Source organism: Deltaproteobacteria bacterium GWC2_55_46, assembly GCA_001595385.3.
GTDB lineage: Bacteria > Desulfobacterota > GWC2-55-46 > GWC2-55-46 > GWC2-55-46 > UBA5799.
Map to the genome: position 1 here is coordinate 599065 of LVEI03000001.1, position 23792 is coordinate 622856.

Annotated in this window: 23 protein-coding genes; all 23 read right to left on the reverse strand. The window is 56.5% G+C overall.

Annotated features, from left to right (window positions below; genetic code table 11):
• Window positions 1-5 precede the first annotated feature (5 nt).
• The 23 genes from A2V21_302855 to A2V21_302965 all read right to left on the reverse strand — a co-directional run bounded on the left by A2V21_302855 (window position 6) and on the right by A2V21_302965 (window position 23635).
• Window positions 6-500 (reverse strand): hypothetical protein, encoded by a 495-nt coding sequence (locus tag A2V21_302855; GenBank protein OIJ73296.1) that lies wholly within the window; start codon window positions 498-500, stop codon window positions 6-8.
• A gap of 3 nt (window positions 501-503) precedes the next feature.
• A complete protein-coding gene (locus A2V21_302860; protein OIJ73297.1) occupies window positions 504-962 on the reverse strand; it encodes a hypothetical protein in 459 nt (152 codons plus the stop codon).
• A 122-nt stretch (window positions 963-1084) separates the two neighbouring features.
• Complete coding sequence (locus tag A2V21_302865; GenBank protein ID OIJ75025.1) at window positions 1085-2386, reverse strand: histidine kinase; 1302 nt, start codon at window positions 2384-2386, stop codon at window positions 1085-1087.
• A gap of 29 nt (window positions 2387-2415) precedes the next feature.
• Window positions 2416-3930: a hypothetical protein gene (locus A2V21_302870; protein ID OIJ73298.1), complete on the reverse strand. Its 1515-nt coding sequence runs from the start codon at window positions 3928-3930 to the stop codon at window positions 2416-2418.
• 1 nt (window position 3931) lies between these two features.
• Window positions 3932-4711 (reverse strand): peptidase A24, encoded by a 780-nt coding sequence (locus A2V21_302875; GenBank protein OIJ73299.1) that lies wholly within the window; start codon window positions 4709-4711, stop codon window positions 3932-3934.
• 54 nt (window positions 4712-4765) lie between these two features.
• Window positions 4766-5188 carry a hypothetical protein gene (locus tag A2V21_302880; protein ID OIJ73300.1) on the reverse strand — a complete coding sequence of 141 codons (423 nt, stop codon included), beginning with the start codon at window positions 5186-5188 and terminating at the stop codon, window positions 4766-4768.
• A 9-nt stretch (window positions 5189-5197) separates the two neighbouring features.
• Complete coding sequence (locus A2V21_302885; protein ID OIJ73301.1) at window positions 5198-6409, reverse strand: bifunctional ornithine acetyltransferase/N-acetylglutamate synthase; 1212 nt, start codon at window positions 6407-6409, stop codon at window positions 5198-5200.
• Between the two features lie 27 nt (window positions 6410-6436).
• On the reverse strand, window positions 6437-9151 hold the full coding sequence (locus tag A2V21_302890) for a preprotein translocase subunit SecA (protein OIJ73302.1): 2715 nt from the start codon (window positions 9149-9151) through the stop codon (window positions 6437-6439).
• 488 nt (window positions 9152-9639) lie between these two features.
• The gene (locus A2V21_302895) at window positions 9640-10545 is read right to left on the reverse strand and encodes a hypothetical protein (protein ID OIJ73303.1); all 906 of its coding nucleotides are present in this window, start codon (window positions 10543-10545) and stop codon (window positions 9640-9642) included.
• A gap of 333 nt (window positions 10546-10878) precedes the next feature.
• Complete coding sequence (locus tag A2V21_302900) at window positions 10879-11535, reverse strand: hypothetical protein (protein OIJ75026.1); 657 nt, start codon at window positions 11533-11535, stop codon at window positions 10879-10881.
• A gap of 23 nt (window positions 11536-11558) precedes the next feature.
• On the reverse strand, window positions 11559-12920 hold the full coding sequence (locus A2V21_302905; GenBank protein OIJ73304.1) for a hypothetical protein: 1362 nt from the start codon (window positions 12918-12920) through the stop codon (window positions 11559-11561).
• Window positions 12904-13398, reverse strand: coding sequence for a GNAT family N-acetyltransferase (locus A2V21_302910; GenBank protein ID OIJ73305.1), 495 nt, complete (start codon window positions 13396-13398; stop codon window positions 12904-12906). Before A2V21_302910 ends, A2V21_302905 begins: the two co-directional genes overlap by 17 nt.
• Before the next feature lie 2 nt (window positions 13399-13400).
• Window positions 13401-15140 carry a DNA repair protein RecN gene (locus A2V21_302915; GenBank protein ID OIJ73306.1) on the reverse strand — a complete coding sequence of 580 codons (1740 nt, stop codon included), beginning with the start codon at window positions 15138-15140 and terminating at the stop codon, window positions 13401-13403.
• Between the two features lie 23 nt (window positions 15141-15163).
• Window positions 15164-16027 carry a hypothetical protein gene (locus tag A2V21_302920; GenBank protein ID OIJ73307.1) on the reverse strand — a complete coding sequence of 288 codons (864 nt, stop codon included), beginning with the start codon at window positions 16025-16027 and terminating at the stop codon, window positions 15164-15166.
• A gap of 29 nt (window positions 16028-16056) precedes the next feature.
• Window positions 16057-17079, reverse strand: coding sequence for an alcohol dehydrogenase (locus tag A2V21_302925; GenBank protein ID OIJ73308.1), 1023 nt, complete (start codon window positions 17077-17079; stop codon window positions 16057-16059).
• A 13-nt stretch (window positions 17080-17092) separates the two neighbouring features.
• The gene (locus A2V21_302930; GenBank protein OIJ73309.1) at window positions 17093-17902 is read right to left on the reverse strand and encodes an autoinducer 2 aldolase; all 810 of its coding nucleotides are present in this window, start codon (window positions 17900-17902) and stop codon (window positions 17093-17095) included.
• Window positions 17903-18064: 162 nt separating this feature from the next.
• Window positions 18065-18340, reverse strand: a complete 276-nt coding sequence (locus A2V21_302935) for a hypothetical protein (GenBank protein OIJ73310.1) — start codon at window positions 18338-18340, stop codon at window positions 18065-18067.
• Entirely contained in the window at window positions 18337-18825 is a 489-nt protein-coding gene (locus A2V21_302940; protein ID OIJ73311.1) for a 2-amino-4-hydroxy-6-hydroxymethyldihydropteridine diphosphokinase, read from the reverse strand. Before A2V21_302940 ends, A2V21_302935 begins: the two co-directional genes overlap by 4 nt.
• 128 nt (window positions 18826-18953) lie before the next feature.
• Entirely contained in the window at window positions 18954-20204 is a 1251-nt protein-coding gene (locus tag A2V21_302945) for an aspartate aminotransferase (protein ID OIJ73312.1), read from the reverse strand.
• Between the two features lie 62 nt (window positions 20205-20266).
• A complete protein-coding gene (locus A2V21_302950; protein ID OIJ73313.1) occupies window positions 20267-21070 on the reverse strand; it encodes a hypothetical protein in 804 nt (267 codons plus the stop codon).
• Window positions 21067-22389 carry an argininosuccinate synthase gene (locus A2V21_302955; GenBank protein ID OIJ73314.1) on the reverse strand — a complete coding sequence of 441 codons (1323 nt, stop codon included), beginning with the start codon at window positions 22387-22389 and terminating at the stop codon, window positions 21067-21069. The genes A2V21_302950 and A2V21_302955 overlap by 4 nt, the downstream gene beginning before the upstream one ends.
• The gene (locus A2V21_302960; GenBank protein OIJ73315.1) at window positions 22390-23304 is read right to left on the reverse strand and encodes an ornithine carbamoyltransferase; all 915 of its coding nucleotides are present in this window, start codon (window positions 23302-23304) and stop codon (window positions 22390-22392) included.
• A 16-nt stretch (window positions 23305-23320) separates the two neighbouring features.
• Complete coding sequence (locus A2V21_302965; protein OIJ75027.1) at window positions 23321-23635, reverse strand: hypothetical protein; 315 nt, start codon at window positions 23633-23635, stop codon at window positions 23321-23323.
• Window positions 23636-23792: the final 157 nt, after the last annotated feature.

Genomic DNA, 23792 nt, shown 5'->3' on the forward strand with positions numbered 1-23792 from the left:
TCGTCTTAACCTTTCGTCCTCATGGTTGCTAAGGTGACGCTCTTGGTGGCGTGCCAGAGCGCGTCTGTCCATGAAACCGTGACATCTATCCTTTTCAGCCCGTCAAGGGTGGGGTTGGCGACCCCGTTTCCGCTGAGATCGATATATGTGACCGTATACGACCAGGTGAAGCTCTTGTTGCCTGAGGTGAGTGTGGCGTCTACCGGCGTGCATGAGTATACGGGCCTGCTGACGGAAGCGCTCGTCTGCGTGCAGTTCCTCCTCAAGTCCGCCCTTGGCGCGGTCGTATCAGTGACCTGGATATTGTTGTAATCGACGCTAAGAAGAGCCTCGAGCTTTTCCTGCGAGAGATTATTGGCGAGAGACATCGACTGGCTGTAGCCGGAGTTCTTCGCGGCGGTCCCAGCGAGCCCGGCTATCCCCAGTATGCCTATGGAAAGGATGGTCATGGCTATAACGACCTCTATCAGGGTGAAACCGTCTTCAGTACGCCATCTCATGACTTAGCACCCCTGGGAAACGGTTATCATGCCCGTTGTCCCTGTCACGTTTATCTGCATCCTGTCGTCAGACTTCTGGGTATTATTGACGCATATAGTAGTGGCGGTAGCGGCCCCGTTCGTGTAGAACTGCACGGAGAAAGTATCGCCCGGCGAGGTTATATCTATCCCTGCGCCCAGCTCTCCCTGCCCCCTCGTTGGGTAATCGACCCAGGCGCCGCCGCTATAGATCCAGAGGTTATAGGTGCCGCCGGAGAAGTCCACCCGGAAGGAGGTGTTCTGGGCTATGGCCTTGAGGCGCGCGGCGTTGAGCTCGGTGGCTACGTCCCTCACGGTCCTTGTAAGCCTCAAGTGGGACAACTGGGAGATGATGGAGGGCGCGGCGATGGCCATTAAGATGGTGGCCAGGGCTATGACTATTATGAGTTCGACGAGTGAAAAGCCTTTTGAACGTCCAGACATATACGCCATCCCTTCAGACACTTCTGTCTGAGGTGATTAAAAGCAAATGCCATGCCAAAACCTAAGTAGCTGATTTTATTCAGGTCAGATGAGGCGGGGTGTCATGGAACTATGCACATATTTCATAGTCCGTAACTTTTTATCTTATAAAGAAGGGCCCTGTGGCTTATCTCAAGGAGGGCGGCGGCCTTTGTCCTGTTATTATGGGTCTTCTCGAGGGCCTTCATTATAAGCTCCCTCTCGGTCGATTCATGCGCCTTTTTTATAGAGAGGCCCTGCGCCTCTGCCGGGCGAGGGCCGGAAAGTATCGGGAGAGATCCCTTGCCTATCGTCCCGGCCTCTTCGAGTATCATCGCGCGCTCTATGACGTTCTCAAGCTCCCGTATGTTGCCGGGCCATGGATACGAGGTAAGGGCATCCATAGCCTCTTTTGAGATCTTCTTGCAGCCTTTACCGAACCTGGCCGAGTACTTCCCCACAAAATACTCGGCGAGGGCCGGTATATCCCCGGCACGCTCCCGCAGAGGAGGAAGCTTTATCTCTATCACGTTAAGCCTGTAGAAGAGGTCGTCCCTGAACGTACCCTTGTTTACCTCAGCCCTCAGGTCTTTGATAGTAGCCGCCACTACCCTGGTATCTACCTTGCCGGGCTTGTTGTCCCCTACCCTCCTGACCTCCCCCTCCTGCAATACCCGAAGGAGCTTTACCTGCAGCTCGAGCGGCAGCTCTCCGGCCTCGTCCAGGAAGATGGTCCCTCCGTCCGCCTCCTGGAAAAGCCCGGTCTTGTTCCTGTGCGCGTCAGTGAACGCGCCCTTCACATGGCCGAAGAGCTCGCTTTCAAGGAGCGGGCCGGGTATCGCGCCGCAGTTGACGACCACGAAGGGACTCGATGCCCTGCTTCCGCAGTAATGTATCGCGCGGGCCACAAGCTCCTTGCCAGTGCCGCTCTCGCCGGTTATAAGGACGGAGGTTGAATAATCAGAGACCTTTTTCACAAGCTCAAGGATAGCGAGCATCCCGGCGTCAGAGGTGCGTATCCTTGAAATATCGTACTCCCTGGCCGCCTCTTCCCTGAGCCTCAGGTTCTCCTTCCTGAGCCTCTCCCTCTCCTCGGCCTTTTTAACAGTCAGTATTATCTCGTCGGCCTTGAAGGGCTTTGATATGAAGTCGTACGCGCCGAGCTTCATGCACTCTATCGCCGTATCCATCGTGCCGTAGGCGCTCATCATGATAACGGTCTTTGACGCGCCCCTTTCCTTAAGGGCCTTCAGGAAGGCTACCCCGTCCATGCCGGGCATCCTGATATCCGACAGAATGAAATCAAAGTACTCGTTCTCAAGGCACTCAAGCGCCTTGGCGGCATCCGCAAACGATACCGTCTCGTAGCCCTCTTTCCTGAGGATGACCGAGAGCATATGCCGCATCGACTCTTCGTCGTCTATTATCAATATCCTCACTGCTGCCTCCCTGCGGGAAGGGCCACGGTGAAGACAGAGCCTTCCGCGGATGTCCTGAAGGTTATCTCCCCGCCGTATGCCTTGATTATGGACTGGGAGACGAAGAGCCCGAGGCCCGTCCCCCTGCCAGCCTCTTTGGTGGTGAAGAACGGGTCGAATATGCGCTTGGCGTGCTCTTCGGCTATTCCATCGCCTGAGTCAAGAAAAGATACGCAGACGTAGTCCCTTTCAGCCGCCTCGCCCGGAAGCGGAGGGTCGTCCTTGCGCCTTCGTACAAGCGGCGTAAATGGCCTCTTTTCGATCCCGGTCGATATCTCGATCGACTTGACATCTTGGCCCTCCATCGAATGAGCCGCGTTTATAAGGAGGTTTACGAATACCTGCCTCAATTTGCCCTCGTCAGCCATGACCTCCAGCGGGGCTTCCCTCATGCCGAGCTTTACCTCGACCGCCTTGAAATCCTCACGCAGCGACAGCTCCGAGAGAGTCTCATTCAGGAGCGAGTTCACGTCTACAGGCGAAAGGGCGGCCTTCGTAGGCCTGGCCACCCCCAGAAACTCCCTTACTATGGTATCGATCCTCGCGACCTCCTTCGAGGCCCCCTCGATTATCTCCGTTTTCTCCGCTGGCTCAAGCCCGCCTCTGCCCAGCAGATCGACGTAACCGCGGAGCGCCCCAAGAGGGTTTCCGATCTCGTGGGCTATACCCGCGGCGAGCCTCCCCACAGCGGCAAGGGTCGAGGAGCGAAGAAGCTCATCCTGCGCCGTCACAAGGTCCAGGTTCACGCGCTCAAGGCTCCTTATCTCTTCTTCAAGCCTCTCAGCCATGCTGTTGAAGGATGACGCGAGGCTCCCAAGCTCGTTGTCGATATCGACCCTGGCGCGCTCATAGAGCTTGCCCCCGGCTATCCGGGTAGCCGCCTCCTCGAGCCGCTTAAGAGGGCTTACAACAGAACGGGAGAGGAAGAGGATGCCAACGCCGATTATTATGGCGGAATCGAGGAGGGCATAGAAGAATAGAAACCTTCTGGCCCCGGAAAGCTCTGAGCTTATATCGTGAAGGTCGAGGAGAAGCTCGAGCGTGCCTTGCCCCTTGCCCTGCCATTCCATCGGGGCAAAGATACGGAGCGACTCTCCAGCGCCCTTGAACCAGCCGCCGCCGTATACATAGGCCTCTATGCCGTCATCCGCGGCGAAAAGAGCGCCTCTGTCCACGGGAAGGGCGCCTTCCGTAACAGCGATCCTGCCGTCCGGGCCGGTGAGCCTGAAGGCCGATATCCCGGCCTCCCTCAAGACAGCGGCCGTAAGGGCCGCCGCCTTTCCTTCGTCCTCGATCCTGAAAGAGGCGCGGACGATCCTGACCATATCCCCGGCCTGGCTCGCCTTCCAGAAAAGGGCACTTCTCTCCACTATCTTGACGCTCAGAAGGCCTATGAGCCCGATGCCCGCCAGCGTCATAATGACAATGGCGGATGTGAGCTGGAACCTGATCCCCAGTCTCTTTTTTCTCATCCTAAACGCCCGTTGCCCGCGCAATGTACCAGGTTATGATCCAATCGCCGAAAAAGAGGTGTACCGCTGCCCCGAGGGCAAGGAACGGCCCGAAGGGGATAGCGTACCTGCCGCCCTTGCCAAAGGCGAGCATCAATATGACGCCTATGACAGCGCCAATGAAGGAGCCGAAAAGAAGCGTCACGATCACGCCCTTCCAGCCGAGGAAGGCGCCTATCATGGCAAGAAGCTTTACATCCCCTCCGCCCATGCCCTCATGGCCTGTAGCCATGTAATATCCCCAGGCCACCAGGAAGAGTATCCCGCCGCCGGCTATGGCGCCTATGAATGAGTTGAGGACCCCTGGGTAAGGGAGAAAAAACGAGGCCACAAGCCCAATTGCCACGCCCGGCAGGCTTATGACATCCGGTATTATCTTAAGGTCGAGGTCGATGAAGGTGATGACGATGAGGGCGCAAATAAATACGAAGTAGACGATGGCCTCAACGGAGAGCCCGAACCGTAAGACGGTAAAGAGGCCGAAAAGGCCGGTAGCGGCCTCGACGACAGGATACCTTAAAGAGAACGGCTCGCCGCATGAAGAGCACCTGCCGCGCAATATGATATAGCTTAGAACGGGGATATTAAAATAAAAGGGGATGCGCCTGGAGCAGTTCGGACAGCTTGAAGGAGGGGAAACGACCGAGAGCCCAAGGGGGACCCTGTATATGCAGACGTTGAGGAAACTGCCGATTATGGCCCCAAAAACGAAGGGCAGGATCAATATGAAGTCTTCGGACATTAAATGAAATCACCCGGCATCAGGCGGGCCCGCCGTAATAGCGCATGTCGCGCATCAAAGGCTCTCCGGAAGATAGTCCTTTCTCTTCTTCTCGACTATGGCGATGATATCGGCCGCCTGCCTTATCGCCTCGACCGATTCCTTCTGGGAGATGACCTCTGCGGGCACGCCCCCGGGGATGGCGTCAGGGAAACGGGATGTCTTGTAATACAGGTCCAGGCTCCTTCCGGAGCCGACAAAACCCCTGAACTCCTCCTCGTAGGTTATCGCCCTGTCGAGGAGGTCCACCACAGAACGGGTCTCCCTTACATCCTCCTTATTGAGGAAGAGAAAGGCCCTGAGCGCTTTCGCGGCAGCCTGCTGCGCCCAGAAGGTGGCCTGCGCGTGAAAGCCGCCCTGCTGGTTCCACTCGGCGCCCCTCAAGTCGTACTCAGCCTGCCTGAGCCATCTTTCAGACTCCTTTAGGAAAGGGTCCATAATTCCTCCTTAGGTCCTGTAAGCCGAGTTTATCTTGACGTATTCGTATGTAAGGTCAGAGGTCCAGACCCTTGAAGAGCGCTTACCGGCCCCGAGCGAGACCTTGACATAGAGCTCCCTCGTCTTCATGGCCCTCGCGGCCTCTTTTTCCTTGCCGGTATCGAGACCGCCTGAGGCCACCTTGACGCCGTTTATCGATATGGACGTCCTCTCCTCTTTCATCTTCGCCCCCGACCTGCCTATGGCCGCGATAATGCGCCCCCAGTTCGGGTCTCCGCCAAAGAAGGCGGTCTTGCAGAGCATCGACTCTGCCACTGTCCGCGCAGCAAGCCTTGCGTCCTCGTCGGTAGCGGCCCCCGCCACCTCTATCTCCACGAACCTTGTTGCCCCTTCGCCGTCCCTGACTATCATATGGGATAGCTCCACAGCCAAAGATGTAAGGAGGTCTGTGAAGGCGGCAAACTCCCTGGTGCCGTCCTTTATCTCATTGCCGTCCGAGCCGTTGGCGAATATCAGCACAGTATCGTTGGTCGAAGTGTCGTTGTCTACTATTATGCTGTTGAACGACCGGTCTACCGCGGCCTTCAATGCCCTGGAAAGGGCCGGGCTTTTGATATTCGCGTCGGTCATGAAGAATGCGAGCATGGTAGCCATGTTCGGGCATATCATGCCGGCGCCCTTGGCGATGCCGGCTACAGTGACCCCGGACCCGCCTATCTTCGCCTTGCCGACCGTCTTTTTGGGGAAGGCGTCTGTAGTCATCATCGCCTCGACAGCTGAATGAAGGCCGTCGTACCCGATCATCTTCGCGACCGTCGGCATCCCGGACTCTATCTTTTTGATGGGCAGAGGCACGCCTATCACCCCGGTCGAGGCCACCAGCATGCTGCCCTTCCTGAGCCCCAGGGCCTTCTCGGCTATGGCAGCCATGGCTTCGGAGTTCTTCAAGCCCTCCCTGCCGGTGCAGGCGTTGGCGTTGCCGCTGTTGACTATGATGCCGCTCGCGGTCCCCTTCCTTACCCTCTTCATGTCGAGAAGGACCGGGGCGGCCTTTACGCTATTGGTGGTAAATACACCCGCGACCCTGGCCGGGCTGTCGCTTACTATGACGGCGAGATCCTTCCTGCCGTTCTTTTTGATGCCGCAGGATACCCCGGCGGCCCTGAAGCCCGGCACCCTCAAGTCGAAGATCTTGCCGGACCTTAAAAAATCAGATGCCATCTCTTGTCTTTCCGTTCCCCGTGAATTTTATCTGACGGCTTTCATGCCGCAGCACCTCTTGTACTTAAGGCCGCTGCCGCAAGGGCAGAGGTCGTTCCTTCCGATCTTCTCGCCTGCCCTTGTGACTGGCTGCTCTTTTTCCGGCTCGTCTTCCTCGCCCCGTGAGTACCTGACCTTCTGTGGCGGCCGCCTGGCCGGCTCAGGCACGCTCTCAGCCGGAGCCTCTTCGTCATTTCTCTTTATCTGTACCTTGAAGAGCCTTTCACACACCTCGCTCCGGAGCCTGCCGATGAGGGCGGCGAATAGCTCAAAGCCCTCCTTCTTGTACTCCTGCAGGGGGTTTTTCTGTCCATAGCCCCTCAAGCCGATGCCGCCCTTCAGATGGTCCATGGAAAGGAGGTGGTCTTTCCAGATGGTGTCGAGCGTGTGGAGCATTATCACCTTCTCGAACTGAAGGAACGGCTCGTCTCCCACAAGGCCGACCTTCTCCTGGTACGACTTCCAGGCCTTCTCGGCTAACGCCTCGGCCAGGGCCTCGCGGCTGTTCACGCCTTGCATGTCCTCTGTTCCGAAGCTAACGCCGAACTGCGTCATCGCCGCGTCGTTTACGGCCTTGAGGTCCCAGTCCTCAGGGTGGCTCCTCTCGCTTATATGGGTGGAGACTATCTCCCTGGATGCCTCTTCGGAGAACTCCTTCACCATATCGCGAAGGCCCGCCTGGGAGAGTATCTGCTTCCTGTACCCGTAGACGACCGACCTCTGCTGGTTCATCACGTCGTCATACTCAAGCAGGTGCTTCCTTATCTCGAAGTTATGCCCTTCGACCTTCTTCTGCGCGTTCTCAATGGCCCTGGATACCAGGCCGTGCTCGATGGGCACGTCCTCTTCCATGCCGATCCTTTCCATGACGGAGGCTATCCTGTCGGAGCCGAATATACGAAGGAGGTCGTCCTCGAGCGAGAGATAGAACCTGGAAATACCAGGGTCGCCCTGACGTCCCGCGCGGCCACGGAGCTGGTTGTCTATTCGCCTGGACTCGTGCCGTTCGGTGCCGAGGATATATAGTCCGCCGAGGGCGAGGACCTTTTGCTTTTCCTCCTCGCAGAGCACCCTGGCCTTCTCAAGGGCCGTGTGATAGGGCTCGCTCGAATCGTCCTTGCCGGCTCTCGCCGCGGCGAGGTACTCGGGGTTTCCTCCGAGCAGTATGTCGGTTCCCCTTCCCGCCATGTTGGTGGAGATGGTCACCGCCCGGAGCCTTCCCGCCTGCGCGACTATCTCGGCCTCGCGCTCATGCTGTTTGGCGTTAAGGACATGGTGCGGGACATTGTGCGTGGAGAGCATCTTGGAGAGGCGCTCCGAGTCGTCGATAGAGATGGTGCCGACGAGCACCGGCCTGCCCAGCCTGTGGCACTCTTCTATGTCCTTTATTACGGCCTTGAACTTCTCTTTCTTTGTCTTGTAGACGAGGTCGGTGTTGTCGGCCCTCGCCAGCGGCTTGTTCGTGGGGATGACCATGACGTCGAGGCTGTAGATATTTCGGAACTCGGCGGCCTCGGTATCGGCGGTGCCGGTCATGCCCGCGAGCTTCTCGTACATCCTGAAGTAGTTCTGGAAGGTCACTGTCGCAAGCGTCTGGTTCTCGTTCTCTATCTTGACCTTCTCCTTGGCCTCTACAGCCTGGTGAAGCCCGTCGCTCCAGCGCCTGCCCGGCATGAGGCGGCCCGTGAACTCGTCCACTATGATGACCTGGCCGTCCTTGACCACGTATTCTACGTCCCTGTGGAAGAGGGCGTGCGCCCTCAGGGCCTGGTTGACGTGATGGAGCGTTTCTATGTTGGCCGGGTCGTAGAGGTTGTCGATCTTAAGAAGCTCCTCGACCTTGTCTACACCCTCGTCCGTAAGCAGCACCTGCTTGGCCTTCTCGTCCACGGTGAAGTGGTCGTCTTTCCTGAGGCCAGGCATTATGCGGTCTATGGTGTAATATTTGTCGGTCGAGTCCTCCGTGGGCCCCGATATGATAAGCGGGGTCCTTGCCTCGTCTATGAGGATGGAGTCGACCTCGTCCACTATGGCGAAGTGGTGCTCCCTCTGGACGTACTCCTCGAGGGAGAACTTCATGTTGTCTCTGAGGTAATCGAAGCCGTACTCGTTATTGGTGCCGTAGGTTATATCGGCGTTGTAGGCCTCTTTCCTGCTGATGGGGCGGAAGTGTATGAAGCTGCCGGAACCTTCCGTGTAGGATGGGTCGTAAAGAAAGCTCGCCTCGTGCTGGATGACGCTCAGGGTAAGGCCCAGGGCGTGGTAGACCGCGCCCATCCAATGGCCGTCCCTTCTCGCCAGGTAATCGTTTACGGTGACAAGATGGGCGCCCTTGCCTGTGAGGGCGTTTAGGTAAAGCGGGAGGGTGGCGACAAGCGTTTTGCCCTCGCCGGTCTTCATCTCGGAGATCGTGCCCGCGTTAAGGACGTATCCACCTATGAGCTGGACGTCGAAGTGGCGCATCTTAAGGCGCCTCCAGGCGACCTCCCTTGCGGCGGCGAAGGCCCTTGGCAGTATGTCGTCGAGCGTTTTGCCCCCGGCAAGCTCCTCTTTGAGCTTAAGCGTAAGCCCCAGAAAGTCCTCGTCAGAGAGGGCCTTCATCTGGGGCTCAAAAGAGTTTATCTCTTCTACTACCGGCATTATCCGCTTTACTTCGCGGTCGTTCTTTGAGCCGAAGACCTTTTTAAGCAGGCTATTTATCATATTCGACTGTCTCGAAAAAGAAGTCCTTTCATGGGGTTTATAGGCCCGATGGCGCAACTATGCCATGGATTGCAAACTTTTATATTAGCACAATTATACAGATATTTCCATGCCGGGCAAAGCTTTTTAAAAACCTGCCGCTGTTTAAACTTTTTGATAGTCGCCGAAGAACTCAAACACACATTCAGGATTCAAATGAGGTCAAGACGCAAGGAGTCGAACATGCCCGCGAGCAATCCTCGCAGTTTACCGCGAGGTCAAGCGAGCGAAATGCAATGGTTGTCTTTTCCATTACATATAGAAGATTCCATGGGTCTTCCGCGGGGAATCTTCAAAAATGAGGAATGCGGCGTACTTGGATGGTTCGCCGCTCTTGCCGCTTTGAAGACGACACAGCAGATCGGCCTTTTTCAGCAACCTGACAAAATAAAAAGGGCCCCTCGGAACTTTCCGGGGGGCCCGGTCCATCTTTTGGGAATCAGGGCTTCTCAGTCAAGTATGTATCTTTCAGGGTCTACGTTCAGTCCGTTCACAGAGACCGCATAATGGACGTGCGGCCCTGTAGAGCGCCCTGTGTTGCCCATGGCAGCGATCTTCTCACCCCTTTTCGTCCTCTGCCCCACCCTCACGAAGGTCTCGGAAAGATGTCCATAGACCGTCTTTATGCCGTAGCCGTGGGATATCTCCACGAACTTGCCGAGGCTCGTATCCCTGCCAACCTTTACAACTATCCCGTCTGCTGAGGCAGAGACCGGCGTGCCTACGCGGTTCGCGATGTCCATCCCGGAATGCTGCTGCGGCCTTCCGGTAAACGGGGATATCCTGCTCCCGAAGTCCGAGGTCACCCAGCCCTTCGCGGGCCATATCGAGGGCGTGGAGGCGAGCATCACGGATTTGTTTACCAGGTATTCGCTAAGGGCCTCGAAGCTCGACTCCTGGGTCGTGGCCTGGTGCTCGAGGTTCACAAGGTCGCTCTTCATCTTCTCCACAAGCTCGTCGACCTTGGCGCCTGGGGTGGCAAGGGCCTCCTCGTCCACGACCGAATCACCGCCCATGCCGAGCACCTGCTCATGCCCGCCTGCGGGCTTGGGGTCCTTTTCTATGTTGGATATGATCCTCAGCTTCTTGTCGAAAAGATTGAGCTTGGCGATCTGTCCTTCAAGCTCCTTTATCTTCGAGGCGAAGCCCTGCAACGCAAGCTGGTCGCTGCCGGCCAGAGATGAATGGCCCATCTTCATGCGGGCGTAATCGAAGATTATGAAACCGAATACCAGCGCGAATACTACCGAGACCGCGCCAGCGATCTTAAGGATCTTGAATGGGACCTTGAGCTGCCTCGGTTTTGAAACGTCGTTCGTAAGGACAAAAAGGGTAAGAAATCGCTTATCCAAAATGAAGTCCCTCCCTTCAGAGATTCTGCTTGAGCTGTAACGCGTATCGGCCGCGTCCGGGCCTTTTTGCTTGCCTGCCCCTTCGACGCTTCGGCCATCACAGGCCGTTCATGGTGAGACTTCTTGACGCTGGGTTTTTCGCCGTCCCATATTATCGGAGCGGCAGGGGAAAACTTGAAAAAAAGGTCGTTCTTTCGGGAGAACAGCCTGCGACAGGCTTTTTTCTGGGTTCTGATTGATTAGCATACCAATCGGCCCCATGTCAAGTTAATTAGCCAGCCGTCGCGACCATGGCAGGAGTATATTGCATGGGTGTGTTTAAGACAGTGACAGGAGTCACTCGGAGAGATAAAGCAGTATCCTGTTCTTCTCTATCTTGATGTAACCTTCCTGGGTCATCTTCTTCAAAGCCCTGCTCACGACCTCCCTGGAAGAGCCTATCATGGCCGCCAATTCCTCATGTGTCGGGCGCTCTATGGCGATGACCTTCTCTTTAGAGCCCTCATCCGCCCTGGCCATGCCGATGAGGGTATGGGCGATGCGCCCGCATACATCGAGGAGCGCGAGCCCCCCGATCTTCCGGGTAGCCTCCCTGAGCCTTCCGGTAAGATAGGCGAAAAACCTCATGTATACCTTGTGGTGCCTTGAAAGGTACTCCAGAAAGGCCGTCTTGCTCACGACCAGGCACTGAAGTGCAGAAACGGCCTCTACGTTGGCCGACCTCGGCTTGTCGTCCATGATGGACATCTCGCCGAACATGTCCCCTTCGTTAAGGACCGCCAGCACAATCTCCCGCCCTTCCTCCCCGTAAAGCGTCACCTTTACCCTGCCTGAGAGGATGAAGTAAACGGCGTCCCCGGCCTCGCCCTCGGTGATTATATGAATGCCGTCTGGCCAGGACCTGACCTCCGCCCTCGCGATGATGTCCTTGAGGTAGAAATCGTCAAGCCCGTTGAAGAGGGGGTTTTTGGCAAGCCCCTCCTCTATCTTCATGGTATCTTCCTTTGCAGTCTCCTTCATGTTCCGCTCGCCTCGATTTCATTGACGAGGAGGCTCGGCGCCCCAATAGACCCGATGAACCTCAGGTCTGCCCCGCACTCAGCCACCCCGGAGAAAAGCCCGAGCAGGTTCCCGGCGATCGCCATGCCCCTTACCGGGTAGGCTATCTCGCCCGCTTCCACCCTGAAGCCCGCGGCCCCGAGTGAGAAGTCACCGCTCACTGTATTTATTGTATGTACGCCCAGGAGCTCGGTTATAAATAGCCCGCTTCCAAGCTCCTTAAGCAGTTCGTCGAACCCCTTTGCGCCCTTGTCGATATAGAGGTTCGTTATGCCTACGCCCGGGGTAGACTTGAACCCGCCCCTCGAGGCGTTCCCGGTGGATTCGCCACCGGCCCTTGCCGACCAGTAGCTGTCGTACAGATAGCCCTGGCAGACGCCTCCGAGCACAAGCGGCGTCCTCCTCGATGCCGTGCCCTCGGCGTCGTAGGAAGAGGTCGCCCAGCCGGCCTTCATTATACCATCATCCCGGATATTAAGCACCGGGGACGCGATCTTCACGCCTTTCTTGCCGATGAGCATCGACTTGCCCTTCAAGACGTTGTCGCCAAGGAAAGAGCCCGCGAGCGCCTCAAGTAGTTCGCAGGCGACTATATTCTCGATGAGCGCCCCGCACTTGACTGTTTTAATGGTCCTCGCCCCAAGCTGCCTGACCGCGTTCCCGGCGGCCTTCCTGCCGATTGCCGCGCTCTCTACGGACCCCCTTCTGTGGCCCATGCCAATCTCCCAGCCCATCTGGGACTCCCCGTCCGATTCAGCTACGGCAGTGACGCTTCCGCTATAGTATGTGGCGGAGTGGACGATATCCACACCGTTGGAGTTTACGACCCTGTCAGCGGCGAGTGATTCAGAATAAGAGGCCTTCCTGACCCTCTTGACCCTGGGGTCGAACGACCGGGCCGCCGCCTCTATCTCTATGGCGGCGTTTATCATCTTCTCCTCAGCCACAGTGCCGAAGGACTTATCGAATATATCGAGGCTGCCTTCAGGTATGCCCTGCTGCGGGCCCGGAAGGCCCAGAAACTCATCTACCGCCGCTTCCCTGCTCCCGGCTATTGCCTTATCCACAAGCTCGGCGAGGGCATCTGCCGCAAGGACGCTCGAGTAGGCGAAGCCGAGCCTTTTACCCTTAACCGTCCGGAGGCCCACCCCCGCGCTCGAGCGCGCCTTCAGTGAATCTACCGCGCCGTCCTTTGCCTCGGCACCGAAGCCTTTCTGCATGGAAAAATATATCTCGTACGAATCGGCCTTGCCGGCAAGAAGCTTCCTAAGCCTCTGTACCGCCTCGTCCGCGCCAGCGCGCTCAAATAGCCCTTTCATGCCGCCCCCCTTTCGATTGCCCCGCTCCTGAAAATTCTATTATAACGGCGTTCTCGTCGCAGTTGGGGAACTTGACGCATTTTATGCAGTCGCCCCAGATCTTGTGCGGCAGGACTTCCTTGCTTATTACCTTGAAGTTGAGCTTCTTGAAAAAACCCGGCTTGTACGTAAGGGCAAAGACCCTTTTCAACCCGATGGATACGGCCTCTTCGAGGCATGCTGTCACGAGCTCTGTCCCTATGCCCCGCCCGGTGTGCCCGCTCCTTACCGCGAGCGACCTCACCTCGCCCATCTCAGGGGAGCAGATGTGCATGGCGCAGGTCCCGACTATCTTCCCGTTATCCTCGTATACAAAAAAGTCCCTCAACGTGTCGCAGATATCAGAGGCTGACCTGTGAAGCATCTCGCCTCTTTTTGCAAACGCCTCCACTATTTCATGGATCGCCTGAACATCCGTCAGATGTGCCTTCCTTACCAACTCTACCCTTTGCCCTCCTGGGCGCCCTGCTTTTTTAACGGCGCTTTCTTTCTTGAGAGGCTTCCAGCCGCCTCTATAAGTTCGCTGGCGTGCTTCCTTGTAGTCTCCGTGACCTTAAGCCCTCCGAGCATCGCCGATATACGCTCTACCCTTTCTTCTCCGGTTACCTCGGCGACCCTGGTGACCGTCCTGCCGCCAGCCGGTTCCTTAGAGACCGAATAATGGCTGTCGGCGAAAGCGGCGACCTGCGGCAGGTGGGTTATGCAGAGCACCTGGTTCGTCTTCGAGACCTCCTTGAGCTTGAGGCCCACGGCCTGCGCGATGGCCCCGCTTACGCCGGTGTCTATCTCGTCGAATATCATGGTCGGGACCCTGCCCGAGGCTATGACGCTTTTCATGGCGAGCATGACCCTCGAAAGCTCCCCGCCTGAGGCTATGCGGGCCAGAGGCTTCAAGCCCTCGCCCTTGTTCGTGGCTATAAGGAAGCTTACCCTGTCAGAGCCCTTCTCCGTGAGCCTTACGCCGTGCTCCGGAGTCGATTCAGCCTCTATCGCGACCTCGAAGGCCGCCCCCTTCATACCGAGGGCGGCAAGCTCGCCAGCGATCTTTGCCTCAAGCTCTCCGGTGGCCTTCTTTCGCGCCTCGCTTAAAGAGGCGGCAGCCCCGGAGGCCTTCTCTGCCGCGCCCTTGAGCCTGGCGGTAAGCTCGCCCAACTTGAAATCGAGCCCCTCGGCAAGCCGAAGCTCATCTTCCATCGCTTCCTTTTTGGCGAGTATATCCTCTACGCCGCACCCGTACTTCTTCTTGAGCCTGCCTATGAGGTCAAGCCTGTCGTCAGCATCTTCCAGCGCGGCAGGGTCTGACTCGATCGACGACGCATAATCCCGGAGAAAGCCGCCGGCGTCCTCCAGCTCAAAAAGGCTCGCCTCTATCCTCCCGGCCACCTCTTTAAGCCTCGTGTCTATGGCGGAGAGGTCTTTAAGGGACCTTGCGATAGAGCCGAGTTTTTCGGTTATGGACCCGGCCTCGGAGTATATGGCCGCCTGAGCCTGTTCAGCAACGGACTTAAGCTTCCCGGCGCTCTGGAGCCTCTCCTTATCTCTTTTAAGCTCGTCTTCCTCGCCGGGCCTCAAGTTGGCGGCAGCAAGCTCGTTTATCTGAAACGAGAGAAAATCTTTCTTCTCGCCAGCCCCCTTCGCGGCATGGACGAGGGTGTCGAGCTCTTTTTTTGCAGCCCCGTACTCCCTGTAAGCGGCAGCCATCTGCGAGCGCATCTTCTGGAAGCCGCCGAAGGCGTCAAGCACCTCAACGTGCTCCTCAGGCCGGGTAAGGGAGGTATGCTCGCTCTGCCCGTATATGTCTATGAGCCTGCGGCCAATCTCTGTAAGGGTTACAAGGGTCGCGAGGCTGCCATTTATGTATATCCTGTTCCTCCCTGCCCTCTGTACGACCCTTTTTATGATAAGCTCGGGCGCCGCCTCTATTCCGGCCTCGGCCAGGAAGGAGTCGATGCCCCTGCCTTTCAACGCGGATATATCAAACAGGGCCTCGACCTGCGCCTCTTCACGCCCCTCCCTTATAAGGTCGTTAGATGCCCTGTCGCCCAATATGAGGGCCAGGGCGTCAAGGATAATGCTTTTACCGGCGCCGGTCTCACCCGTAAATATATTGAGGCCCGGCCCGAAGTGAATAGCCAGAGACTCGATTATCGCGAAGTCCTTTATGCGCAGCTCTAAAAGCATATACAGTTTTTACCGCAAGGCGCTCAATTCCTTACCGCCTTTACCTCCCACATGAGCCTCTCCCTCAATATATCGAAATAGCTCTTGCCCTCGTATTTTATCAGATAAACGCTCACCTCCGCCCTCTTTACCTTGATGACGTCGCCTCTTACGAGCGGTATATTGACCTGGCCGTCGAGGATGAGCTCGCTATTCTCCTGCTCAGGGGCGACCGTTATGTCCACGGTCATCCAGTCAGGTATGACTACCGGCCTGTTGGTAAGGTTAAAGGGGCAGATAGGCGCGACGATTATGGAGTGTATGGTCGGGTAGAGTATCGGGCCGTTCGCGGAGAGCGAATAGGCCGTAGAGCCTGTGGGTGTGGCTATGATGAGGCCGTCGGCCCTGTATGTATTGACGTACTCTTTGTTGATGCGTGTTTCCAGCCTCACAAGCCTTGCGCTCGCGCCCTTGATGACCGCGTCGTTCAGGACGTTATTGACGGCAAGGCTCTCCCCGCCCCTTGTGTGCTCGACCTGGAGGAGCATGCGCTCTTCCTTTACGAAGTCGCCTTTGCTTATCTTTTCCAGTAACGGAAAGACCTCTTTCACCGTTATGGCCGTGAGGAAGCCAAGGCTTCCGAGGTTTACCCCGAGTATGGGTATGTCCCTGCCGTTCAAGAGCCTGGCGGCGTGGAGCATGGTCCCGTCCCCGCCGAGGACTACCATGATATCTATATTTTCAGGAATATCCTTTATCTTCGTGGGCTGGGCGTTCTTTATCATCAGGGCAAGGCCGTCATCGGTTATGACCTTGCCTCCCCTTTCGGCGGCCCAGTCGGCTATGCTGCCGGCGAGCCTTACCGCCTCGGGGTTACTGACCTTTACTATGAGGCCTATCCTCTTCAAAAAACCTCCGGGGAATTATGATTTGCGCTTCACCTCTGCGGCTCTATGATGACCTTTATCGATTCCCTGGCCTCTGCCGCGAGCCTGAAGCCGTCGGGGGCTTCCGCAAGGCCGAGCCTGTGGGTTATCATGTCGCTTACATCCACCCTTTTGGCGGCTATGAGCCCGAGCGCGACCTCGGTGTCATACGGCGGAGAGGCGTAGGAATTGATTATCGTTATGTTGTCCCTCCAGAGATCGAAAAGGGGGAGCGGATAGGTGCCACCCGGCTCCTTGGGGGCAAAAAAGATGACGGTGCCGCCACGGTCAACGCTTCCGAGCCCCTGCGTTATGGCGGGATCGCTCGCCGCGCAGATTATGACGAGATCGGCAAGTGTGCCGAGCGCCCCCCTTACCGCCCCTGGCACGTCCGCATCAGCCCGTAAGGCGAGGTCGGCCCCTGCGCCCCTTGCGGCCTTGAGCCTGAAATCGTTTATGTCGGTCGATATTATCTTACCCGCGCCGAGGGCCTTCGCGAGCTTTATATGAAGAAGGCCCGACATGCCGCTCCCTATTACGAGCACGTTCATGCCGGGGGTAAACCTCGCCATCCTGAACGCCCGCACCACGCATCCCAGTGGTTCTGCGAACGTGCCCTCGCCGAAACTCACCGAGTCTGGCAGGATGAATGTGCCCCTGTCCAGGTTTATCGCCGGGACCCTCACGAACTCGCAGAAGCCGCCCGGGTCGAAGTTTGTAGAACGTAAAGTATCGCAGACCGAATGGTTCCCGGCAAGGCAGTACCTGCAGCTGTTGCATGGCACATGGTGCGCTACCGTCACCCTGTCACCTGCCTTGAACCTTTCTACCCCCGCGCCTGTCTCTACTATCGTGCCTGCTATCTCGTGGCCGAGGACCAGCGGGGCCTTCTTTATCCTGTACCACTCCATGACGTCGCTTCCGCAGATGCCGCTCGCCTCTATCCTGACGAGCGCCTCCCCGGCAAGCACCGTTGGCACGGGCCTCTCTTCGATCCTTACGTCCCTGTTATTGTAGTAAACAGCCGCCCTCAAAAAAACGCCCTCCTCAGGACTGCTTCGCGTAGGCGGGCTTTTTTTCGTTGGCTAGCGTATTGAAAAGGTCCCATGCCTTGGAAGGAGTCAGGTCCCTGTGGACTATCTCCCTCACGGTCTTTATCATCGGCACCGGGTGCTCTGACTGGAAGATGTTCCTCCCCATGTCAACCCCGGCGGCGCCCCTTGTGATCGCGTTATACGCGAGGTCGATGGCCTCCCTCTCCGGGATCTTCTTGCCCCCGGCTATTACTACGGGCACCGGACAGGAGCTTACGACCTTCTCGAAATCGTCGCAGTAGTAGGTCTTGACTATGTGCGCCCCGAGCTCGGCTGCTATCCTGCAGGCCAGCCCCAGGTATCTCGCGTCCCTGGTCATCTCCTTGCCGACGGCAGTGACCGCGAGCACCGGCACCCCGTATTCCTCGGCCTCGTTTATGAGGTCGGCGAGGGCAAGGAGCGTCTTTCTTTCAAGCTCGGAGCCGACAAATATGGAGAGCGCCACGCCAGAGACGTTCATCCTGAGCGCGTCCCTCATGGAAACCGTCGTGCCCTCGTCAGCGAGGTTCCCGAGTATGCTCGCGCCCCCGGAGACCCTTAACATTATCGGCACGTTAACGTCGGCTGTCACGCAGTTCCTCAGCACTCCCCTGGTGAGCATCAGGCAGTCGGCGTGCTCTACGAGTGGGGCTATTGTCTTGGCAGGCTCCTCAAGGCCGCTTGTAGGCCCGAGAAAATAGCCGTGGTCAACGGCAAGCATCACTGTCCTTCCGGTCTCCGGGCGTATTATCCTCATGAGACGGTTTTTCATACCCCAATCCATATCTGCCCTCCTCAAAAAAAGGATTTTATCGAACGTTTACGGCAACCCCAAAAACCTTTTTAAAACAAGTAGTTCTGGAAATCTATCAGAAGGTTTTCAAAAAGTCAGCATAACAAGCAACTTCGTCTGCGTCAACTGAATTTAGGCTGCCTTTAAAAATTGCTATCTTCCCTGTTCTGCCTTCGACCTGCACTCCTCAGAGCAGTAATATGACCTCTTTCCGCCAGCATCCGACATTATGGCCGCGCTCACAGGCACATAGCTTCCGCATATCTGGTCGAGGACCATCTCCTCGCTCTCCCTATGAACGGTAGATACGGTCGTCCTCTCCGTCCCTGGCTGCCCTGGCATATTTACCCGAGCGCTTTTAGCCTCCAGGCTTTTCTTCAACGCCCTTACAAGGAAAAAGACGACCAGTAATATCAGTACGCTTTTCAACCCTCTATCCTCCGCAGCCCCTTGCCCCCGAGCTTATCCGCCAGGGCTCGCACCGTCAACTTAAATACCGGGTGGACGAACTCTGGCGCTATCTCAGCCAAAGGCGTCATCACAAAGGCCCGCTCATGGGCGTCCGGGTGCGGCACCACAAGCCCCTCACCCTCCAGGAGACGCTCCCCGTAAAATACGATATCCAGGTCTATTAAACGCGGCCCCCAGCGCTCTGACGGCCTTCTGCCCATCCTGGACTCTATACCCTTAAGGAATAGAAGAAGCTCTTTTGGAGAAAGATTGGTACGCGCCTCGACGACAGCGTTCACGAACATGGGCTGGTCTGCCACACCCCATGGCTCGGACTCGTACAGGGAGCTTGCCTTGACGACCTTAAGCCCCCCGTCCGCTTCAGCGATCCGAAGCGCCTCGCGGACGTTAGCTGCCCTGTCCCCAAGGTTGGTGCCTATGGCTATGAATATCCTCTCTTCCATAAATAAAAAAGGCCTGAACCGCTCTTCGCGTATTCAGGCCCGGTAAGCCTCTATACCCGTTTAAGCGGGTGAAATTATTTAAGAGGAACTTTCTACAGAAAGGTTCCCCCGGAAGGGGGCTTCAGCGGCTAAAAGACCAATTCCAGGCCTTTGAGCCTTTTTTTCATCTCTTCTATTACCCTGTACTCGTCATCCTTGTTCTTGGCGATGAAGGTCGCGGAGAACCTCAAGTACTGGCCCACGTCGTCCCATGGCACGGTCGAGATATGCGCCTCTTTTATGAGGTACTCGGAGACGTCCTCTGCCGATGAAAAGGCGGTATTCGTCTTCTTGGCCATCTTCGGCGCGCCAACGTACAGGTAGAAGGAGCCCTTTGGCATTACGGCAGAGAAGCCGCATGAGCTTAAGGCGTCGACCATGAGCTTGAGCCTTCTTTTGTACTTGTCCGATATCTTCTCGGTTATCTCCGGGTGGTCGAGTGCGTAGATACCGGCCTTCTGTATCGCTATGAACTGGCCGGAGTCATAGTTGTCCTTTACGTGCCCGTAAGCCGCCACGACCTTTTCATTGCCTGCGACAAAGGCGAGCCTCCAGCCTGTCATGTTGAAGGCCTTTGAGAAGGAGTGTATCTCCACGCCCACGTCCTTTGCCCCTTCGACCGAAAGGAAGCTCAGGGGCTTGGAATCGAACGAGAGGGCTGCGTACGCGGCGTCGTGCACCACGATGATCCTGTGCTGCTTTGCGAACTCGACTACCCTGGCGAAGAACTCCGGGGTTGCGGCCGCCCCGGTGGGGTTGTTGGGGTAGTTGAGGTAAAGGAGCTTTACACCCTTAAGGTCGGCCTCCGACAGGGCGCCAAGGTCGGGCAGATAGCCGTTCTCCTCTTTAAGAGGGAGCTTTGTTACCTTGCCGCCGTTCCACTCGGTGTGTGTCGCGAGTATCGGGTAGCCGGGAACGGTCATGAGCACGCCGTCGCCCGTGTTTATGAAGGCGTCCGGCAGCATGGCGAGCGCGGGCTTGGAGCCAATCGAATGGATTATCTCCTTTACCGGGTCTATGCCCGCGACACCGTATACCTTCTCAAGGTACCTCGCGGCGGCCTCTTTAAGCTCGGCTATGCCGTTATCCGAGTACCCCCTGTTCTCCGGCTTGGCGCACTCGAGCTTCAGCGCCTCGACGACAGGCGGGAATGCCATCTCATCCGGCTCTCCAACGCCAAAATCAAGAAGCTCGGTATTGGGGCTATTTTTCCTGGCCTCGGCCTTTGCCCTCTTTATCTTCTCGAATTTGTAGGTCTTCTGGCTCTTTCCAAAGAGCTTGCCGCCTATGCGCTCCGCGAAAAGTCCCTGTATAAAATCCTCAGACATCTTTACTTGCATCCTCCTTGCTCCTGACTGAACAGAATTCGTATATTAAAACAAAACGCCGTCCGGCGCAAGGCTCAAGAATCTGACCAGACCTTCCTGAAGGCCTTTCCCTCTGAAATTACGTTCCTCAGGGTGCCTATACCATCTATTTTTACCTCTACCACGTCCCCCGGCCTCATCTTCCCCACCCCTGAAGGGGTCCCGGTAGTTATGACATCCCCCGGAAGGAGCGTCATGACGTGGGAGACGAAGCTTACCAGCTCATAGACATTGAATATCATGTCCTTTGTGGAGGTATTCTGCCTCAGTTCGCCGTTAAGATAGGTCTGTATGGTAAGGTCCAGCGGGTCTATGTCTGTAGAAACGCACGGCCCCATGGGGGCGAATGTATCGAAGCCCTTTGCCCTCGTGTACTGAATATCCTTGCCCTGGAGGTCCCTGGCGGTCACGTCATTCACGCAGGTGTAACCGAGGATATAATCTCTGGCGTCCCTGGACGAGACCTCTTTCGCGACTTTTCCGATGACGACCCCAAGCTCGCCCTCGTAGTCTACCCTGTGCGACATGTGGACAGGGTAGATGACCTTATCCTCATGGCCGATGACCGCGGTAGAGGGCTTCATGAAGATCATCGGCTCTTCAGGCAGGGGTTTGCCGAACTCCGCGGCATGGGCCTTGTAGTTTAGCCCTATGGCGATTATCTTCGAAGGCGCGACAGGGGCAATGAGTTTTACATCCTTGAGGTCCATCTGCCTGATCTTGTTTACAGACCCGCTTAAACCCGCTGAAACAGGGTCTTTGTCGATCTCAAATAAAGAGTCGCCCTCGATAACGCCAAACCCGATCCTTTCAGATGCCTGGAACCTGCAAAGCTTCAACGCCTCGCTCCTTTGGAGGATATTGCCGCGGCCTTGGCTACACGGGCCGCCTTAACCGTTTTTTTGGCCTTTTTCGCCTGTTTAGGGCTTACAGCGGCCCTGTCGACCATCGACTTTATCTTGAGCCTCAAGGCGTTTATCTTGATGAACCCTTCGGCGTCCTTCTGGTTATAGACGGTGTCCTCCTCGAAGGTAGCGAAGTCGGGGTGATAGAGCGACCTCTCCGCCTTCCTGCCGACCACTATGGCATTACCCTTGTACAGCTTCATCCTCGCTACCCCTGTAACCCCTGAAGTCGCTTCATCTATAAGAGACTGCAGGGCCTTCCTCTCCGGCGAGAACCAATAGCCGTTATAGACCAAAGAGGCGTACTTCTGCGAAAGGCTGTCGCGAAGGTGCAGCAGTTCCCTGTCCATGGCGACAGATTCTACCGCTCTTCTCGCGCCGTGGAGTATCGTGCCGCCGGGGGTCTCGTAGACGCCCCTGGACTTCATGCCCACGTAGCGGTTCTCGACCATGTCCATCCTGCCGACGCCATTCGCCCCGCCCATCTCGTTTAAAAGCGCAAGGAGGCGCGCTGGCGAGAGCTTTTTGGCGTTGACGGATACAGGGTTGCCGTTCTGGAAGCCTATCTCGACGTAGGTAGCCCTGCCGGGCGCCTTCTCAGGCGAAACGCTTAAAGTATACATGTTCTCCGGAGGCTCTGCCCATGGGTCTTCGAGTATGCCGCCCTCAAAGCTTATATGGAAGAGGTTCCTGTCAGAGCTGTACGGCTTCTTCTTGGTGACAGGGACAGGGATGCCGTGCTTCCTGGCGTAGGCGATGAGGTCGGCCCTGCCCTTCATATCCCACTCCCTCCACGGGGCGACGACCTTGATATGAGGGTTCATCGAATAATAAGTCAGCTCGAACCTGACCTGGTCGTTGCCCTTGCCGGTAGCGCCGTGTGAGACCGCGTCGGCCTTCTCCTTTGCCGCTATCTCCATCTGCACCTTGGCTATAAGGGGCCTCGCTATAGATGTGCCGAGCAAGTAGGTCCCCTCATAGACAGATGATGCCCTGAGCATCGGGAATACGAAGTCGGATACGAACTCCTCGCGGAGGTCTTTTATATGGACCTTCTTCGCTCCAGTGGCAAAGGCCTTTTTCCTTATGCCGTCTATCTCGACCTCTCCCTGTCCGATATCGGCGGAGAAGGCGATGACCTCGCACCCATAGGTTTCGATGAGCCATTTCATTATGACCGAGGTATCAAGCCCCCCGGAATAGGCGAGAACTACCCTTTTTACACCTTTTGCCATCTTCTTCTCCTTATTCACTTATCTCGCGCCCTCAACCAGAAGCCATTCGAGGATGGCCTTCTGGATGTGAAGCCTGTTCTCAGCCTGGTCCCAGACAGCGGAGTTAGGCCCTTCAAGGACCTCTTCGGTTATCTCTTCCTCCCTGTGCGCGGGGAGACAGTGCAATACCATGGCGTCCTTCTTCGCAACACCCAATACCTCTGAGTTTATCTGAAAGCCTTTAAATGCCTTCCTTCTCTTCTCGGCTTCTTCTTCCTGCCCCATGCTCGCCCAGACGTCGGTGTTGAGAACATCCGCGCCTTTGGCGGCCTCAAGGACGCTTTCAGTGAATCTTATCTTCGGGTTCAGAGCTACCGCCTTCTTGAATATCCCATCATCCGGCTGGTATCCCTTCGGGCAGGCAAGCGTAAGCTCGAAACCGAGCCTCATGGCAGCCTCTATCCATGAGTTTGCCATGTTGTTGCCGTCGCCTATCCAGCAGGCCTTTATGCCTTTATAGCCGCCCTTCTTCTCGACCACCGTGAGTATGTCGGCGAGCACCTGGCATGGATGGCTCAGATCAGTAAGGCCGTTTATGACAGGGATAGTCGAGTACCGCGCGAACTCCTCTATTACATCGTGGCCGAAGGTCCTTATGACTACGGCGTCGACGTACCTTGACATGACGCGCGCCGTGTCCTTAATAGGCTCCCCGCGCCCTATCTGCGAATCCCGTTGGCTAATGAATATGGCGTTGCCGCCAAGCTGGCACATCGCGGTCTCGAATGAGACGCGCGTCCGGGTAGAAGACTTCTCGAATATGAGGCCGAGCGTCCTGCCGCGCAGCGGATTGTGCGGTATCCCCTTCTTATGACGCGCCTTAAGGGTCGCGGCCATATCAAGGAGATGGTCTATGTCCTCTTTCTTGAGGTCGGATATGTTAAGGAGGTGCATTCTAATTCCTTTTCGTTTATTTCTCCCCTCCCTTGACGGGAGGGGACTGAGGGGAGGGTGACCTGGATATTTCCTCCCAGATAGATCTCAAAACATTCTCGGTATCTTTAAGGACCTCGTTATTCCAGAAACGGATAACCTTGAAGCCTCTGCTTGCAAGCCAGCGTTCTCTTTCCTTATCTTTTGAATTCGAGGCGTGCTGCCCGCCGTCTATTTCAATGACAAGCTTTCTCTCGAAACAGACAAGATCAACGATATAACTTCCAATCCGCGCCTGTCTTCTGAATTTCAGTCCATTAATCTGCTTAGACCTTAGATGCCTCCATAACATGGTTTCAGCATCTGTCGCTTTTTTTCTCAGATTCCTGGCGAGTGCGGTTAAAATTCCCTCTTTCACCCTCACCCCTGCCCTCTCCCGTCAAGGGAGAGGGTGTTTAGAACCCATTCCCAAGCTACAAAGCTTATTTCTCGCCCCTGCTTTTCCTCCC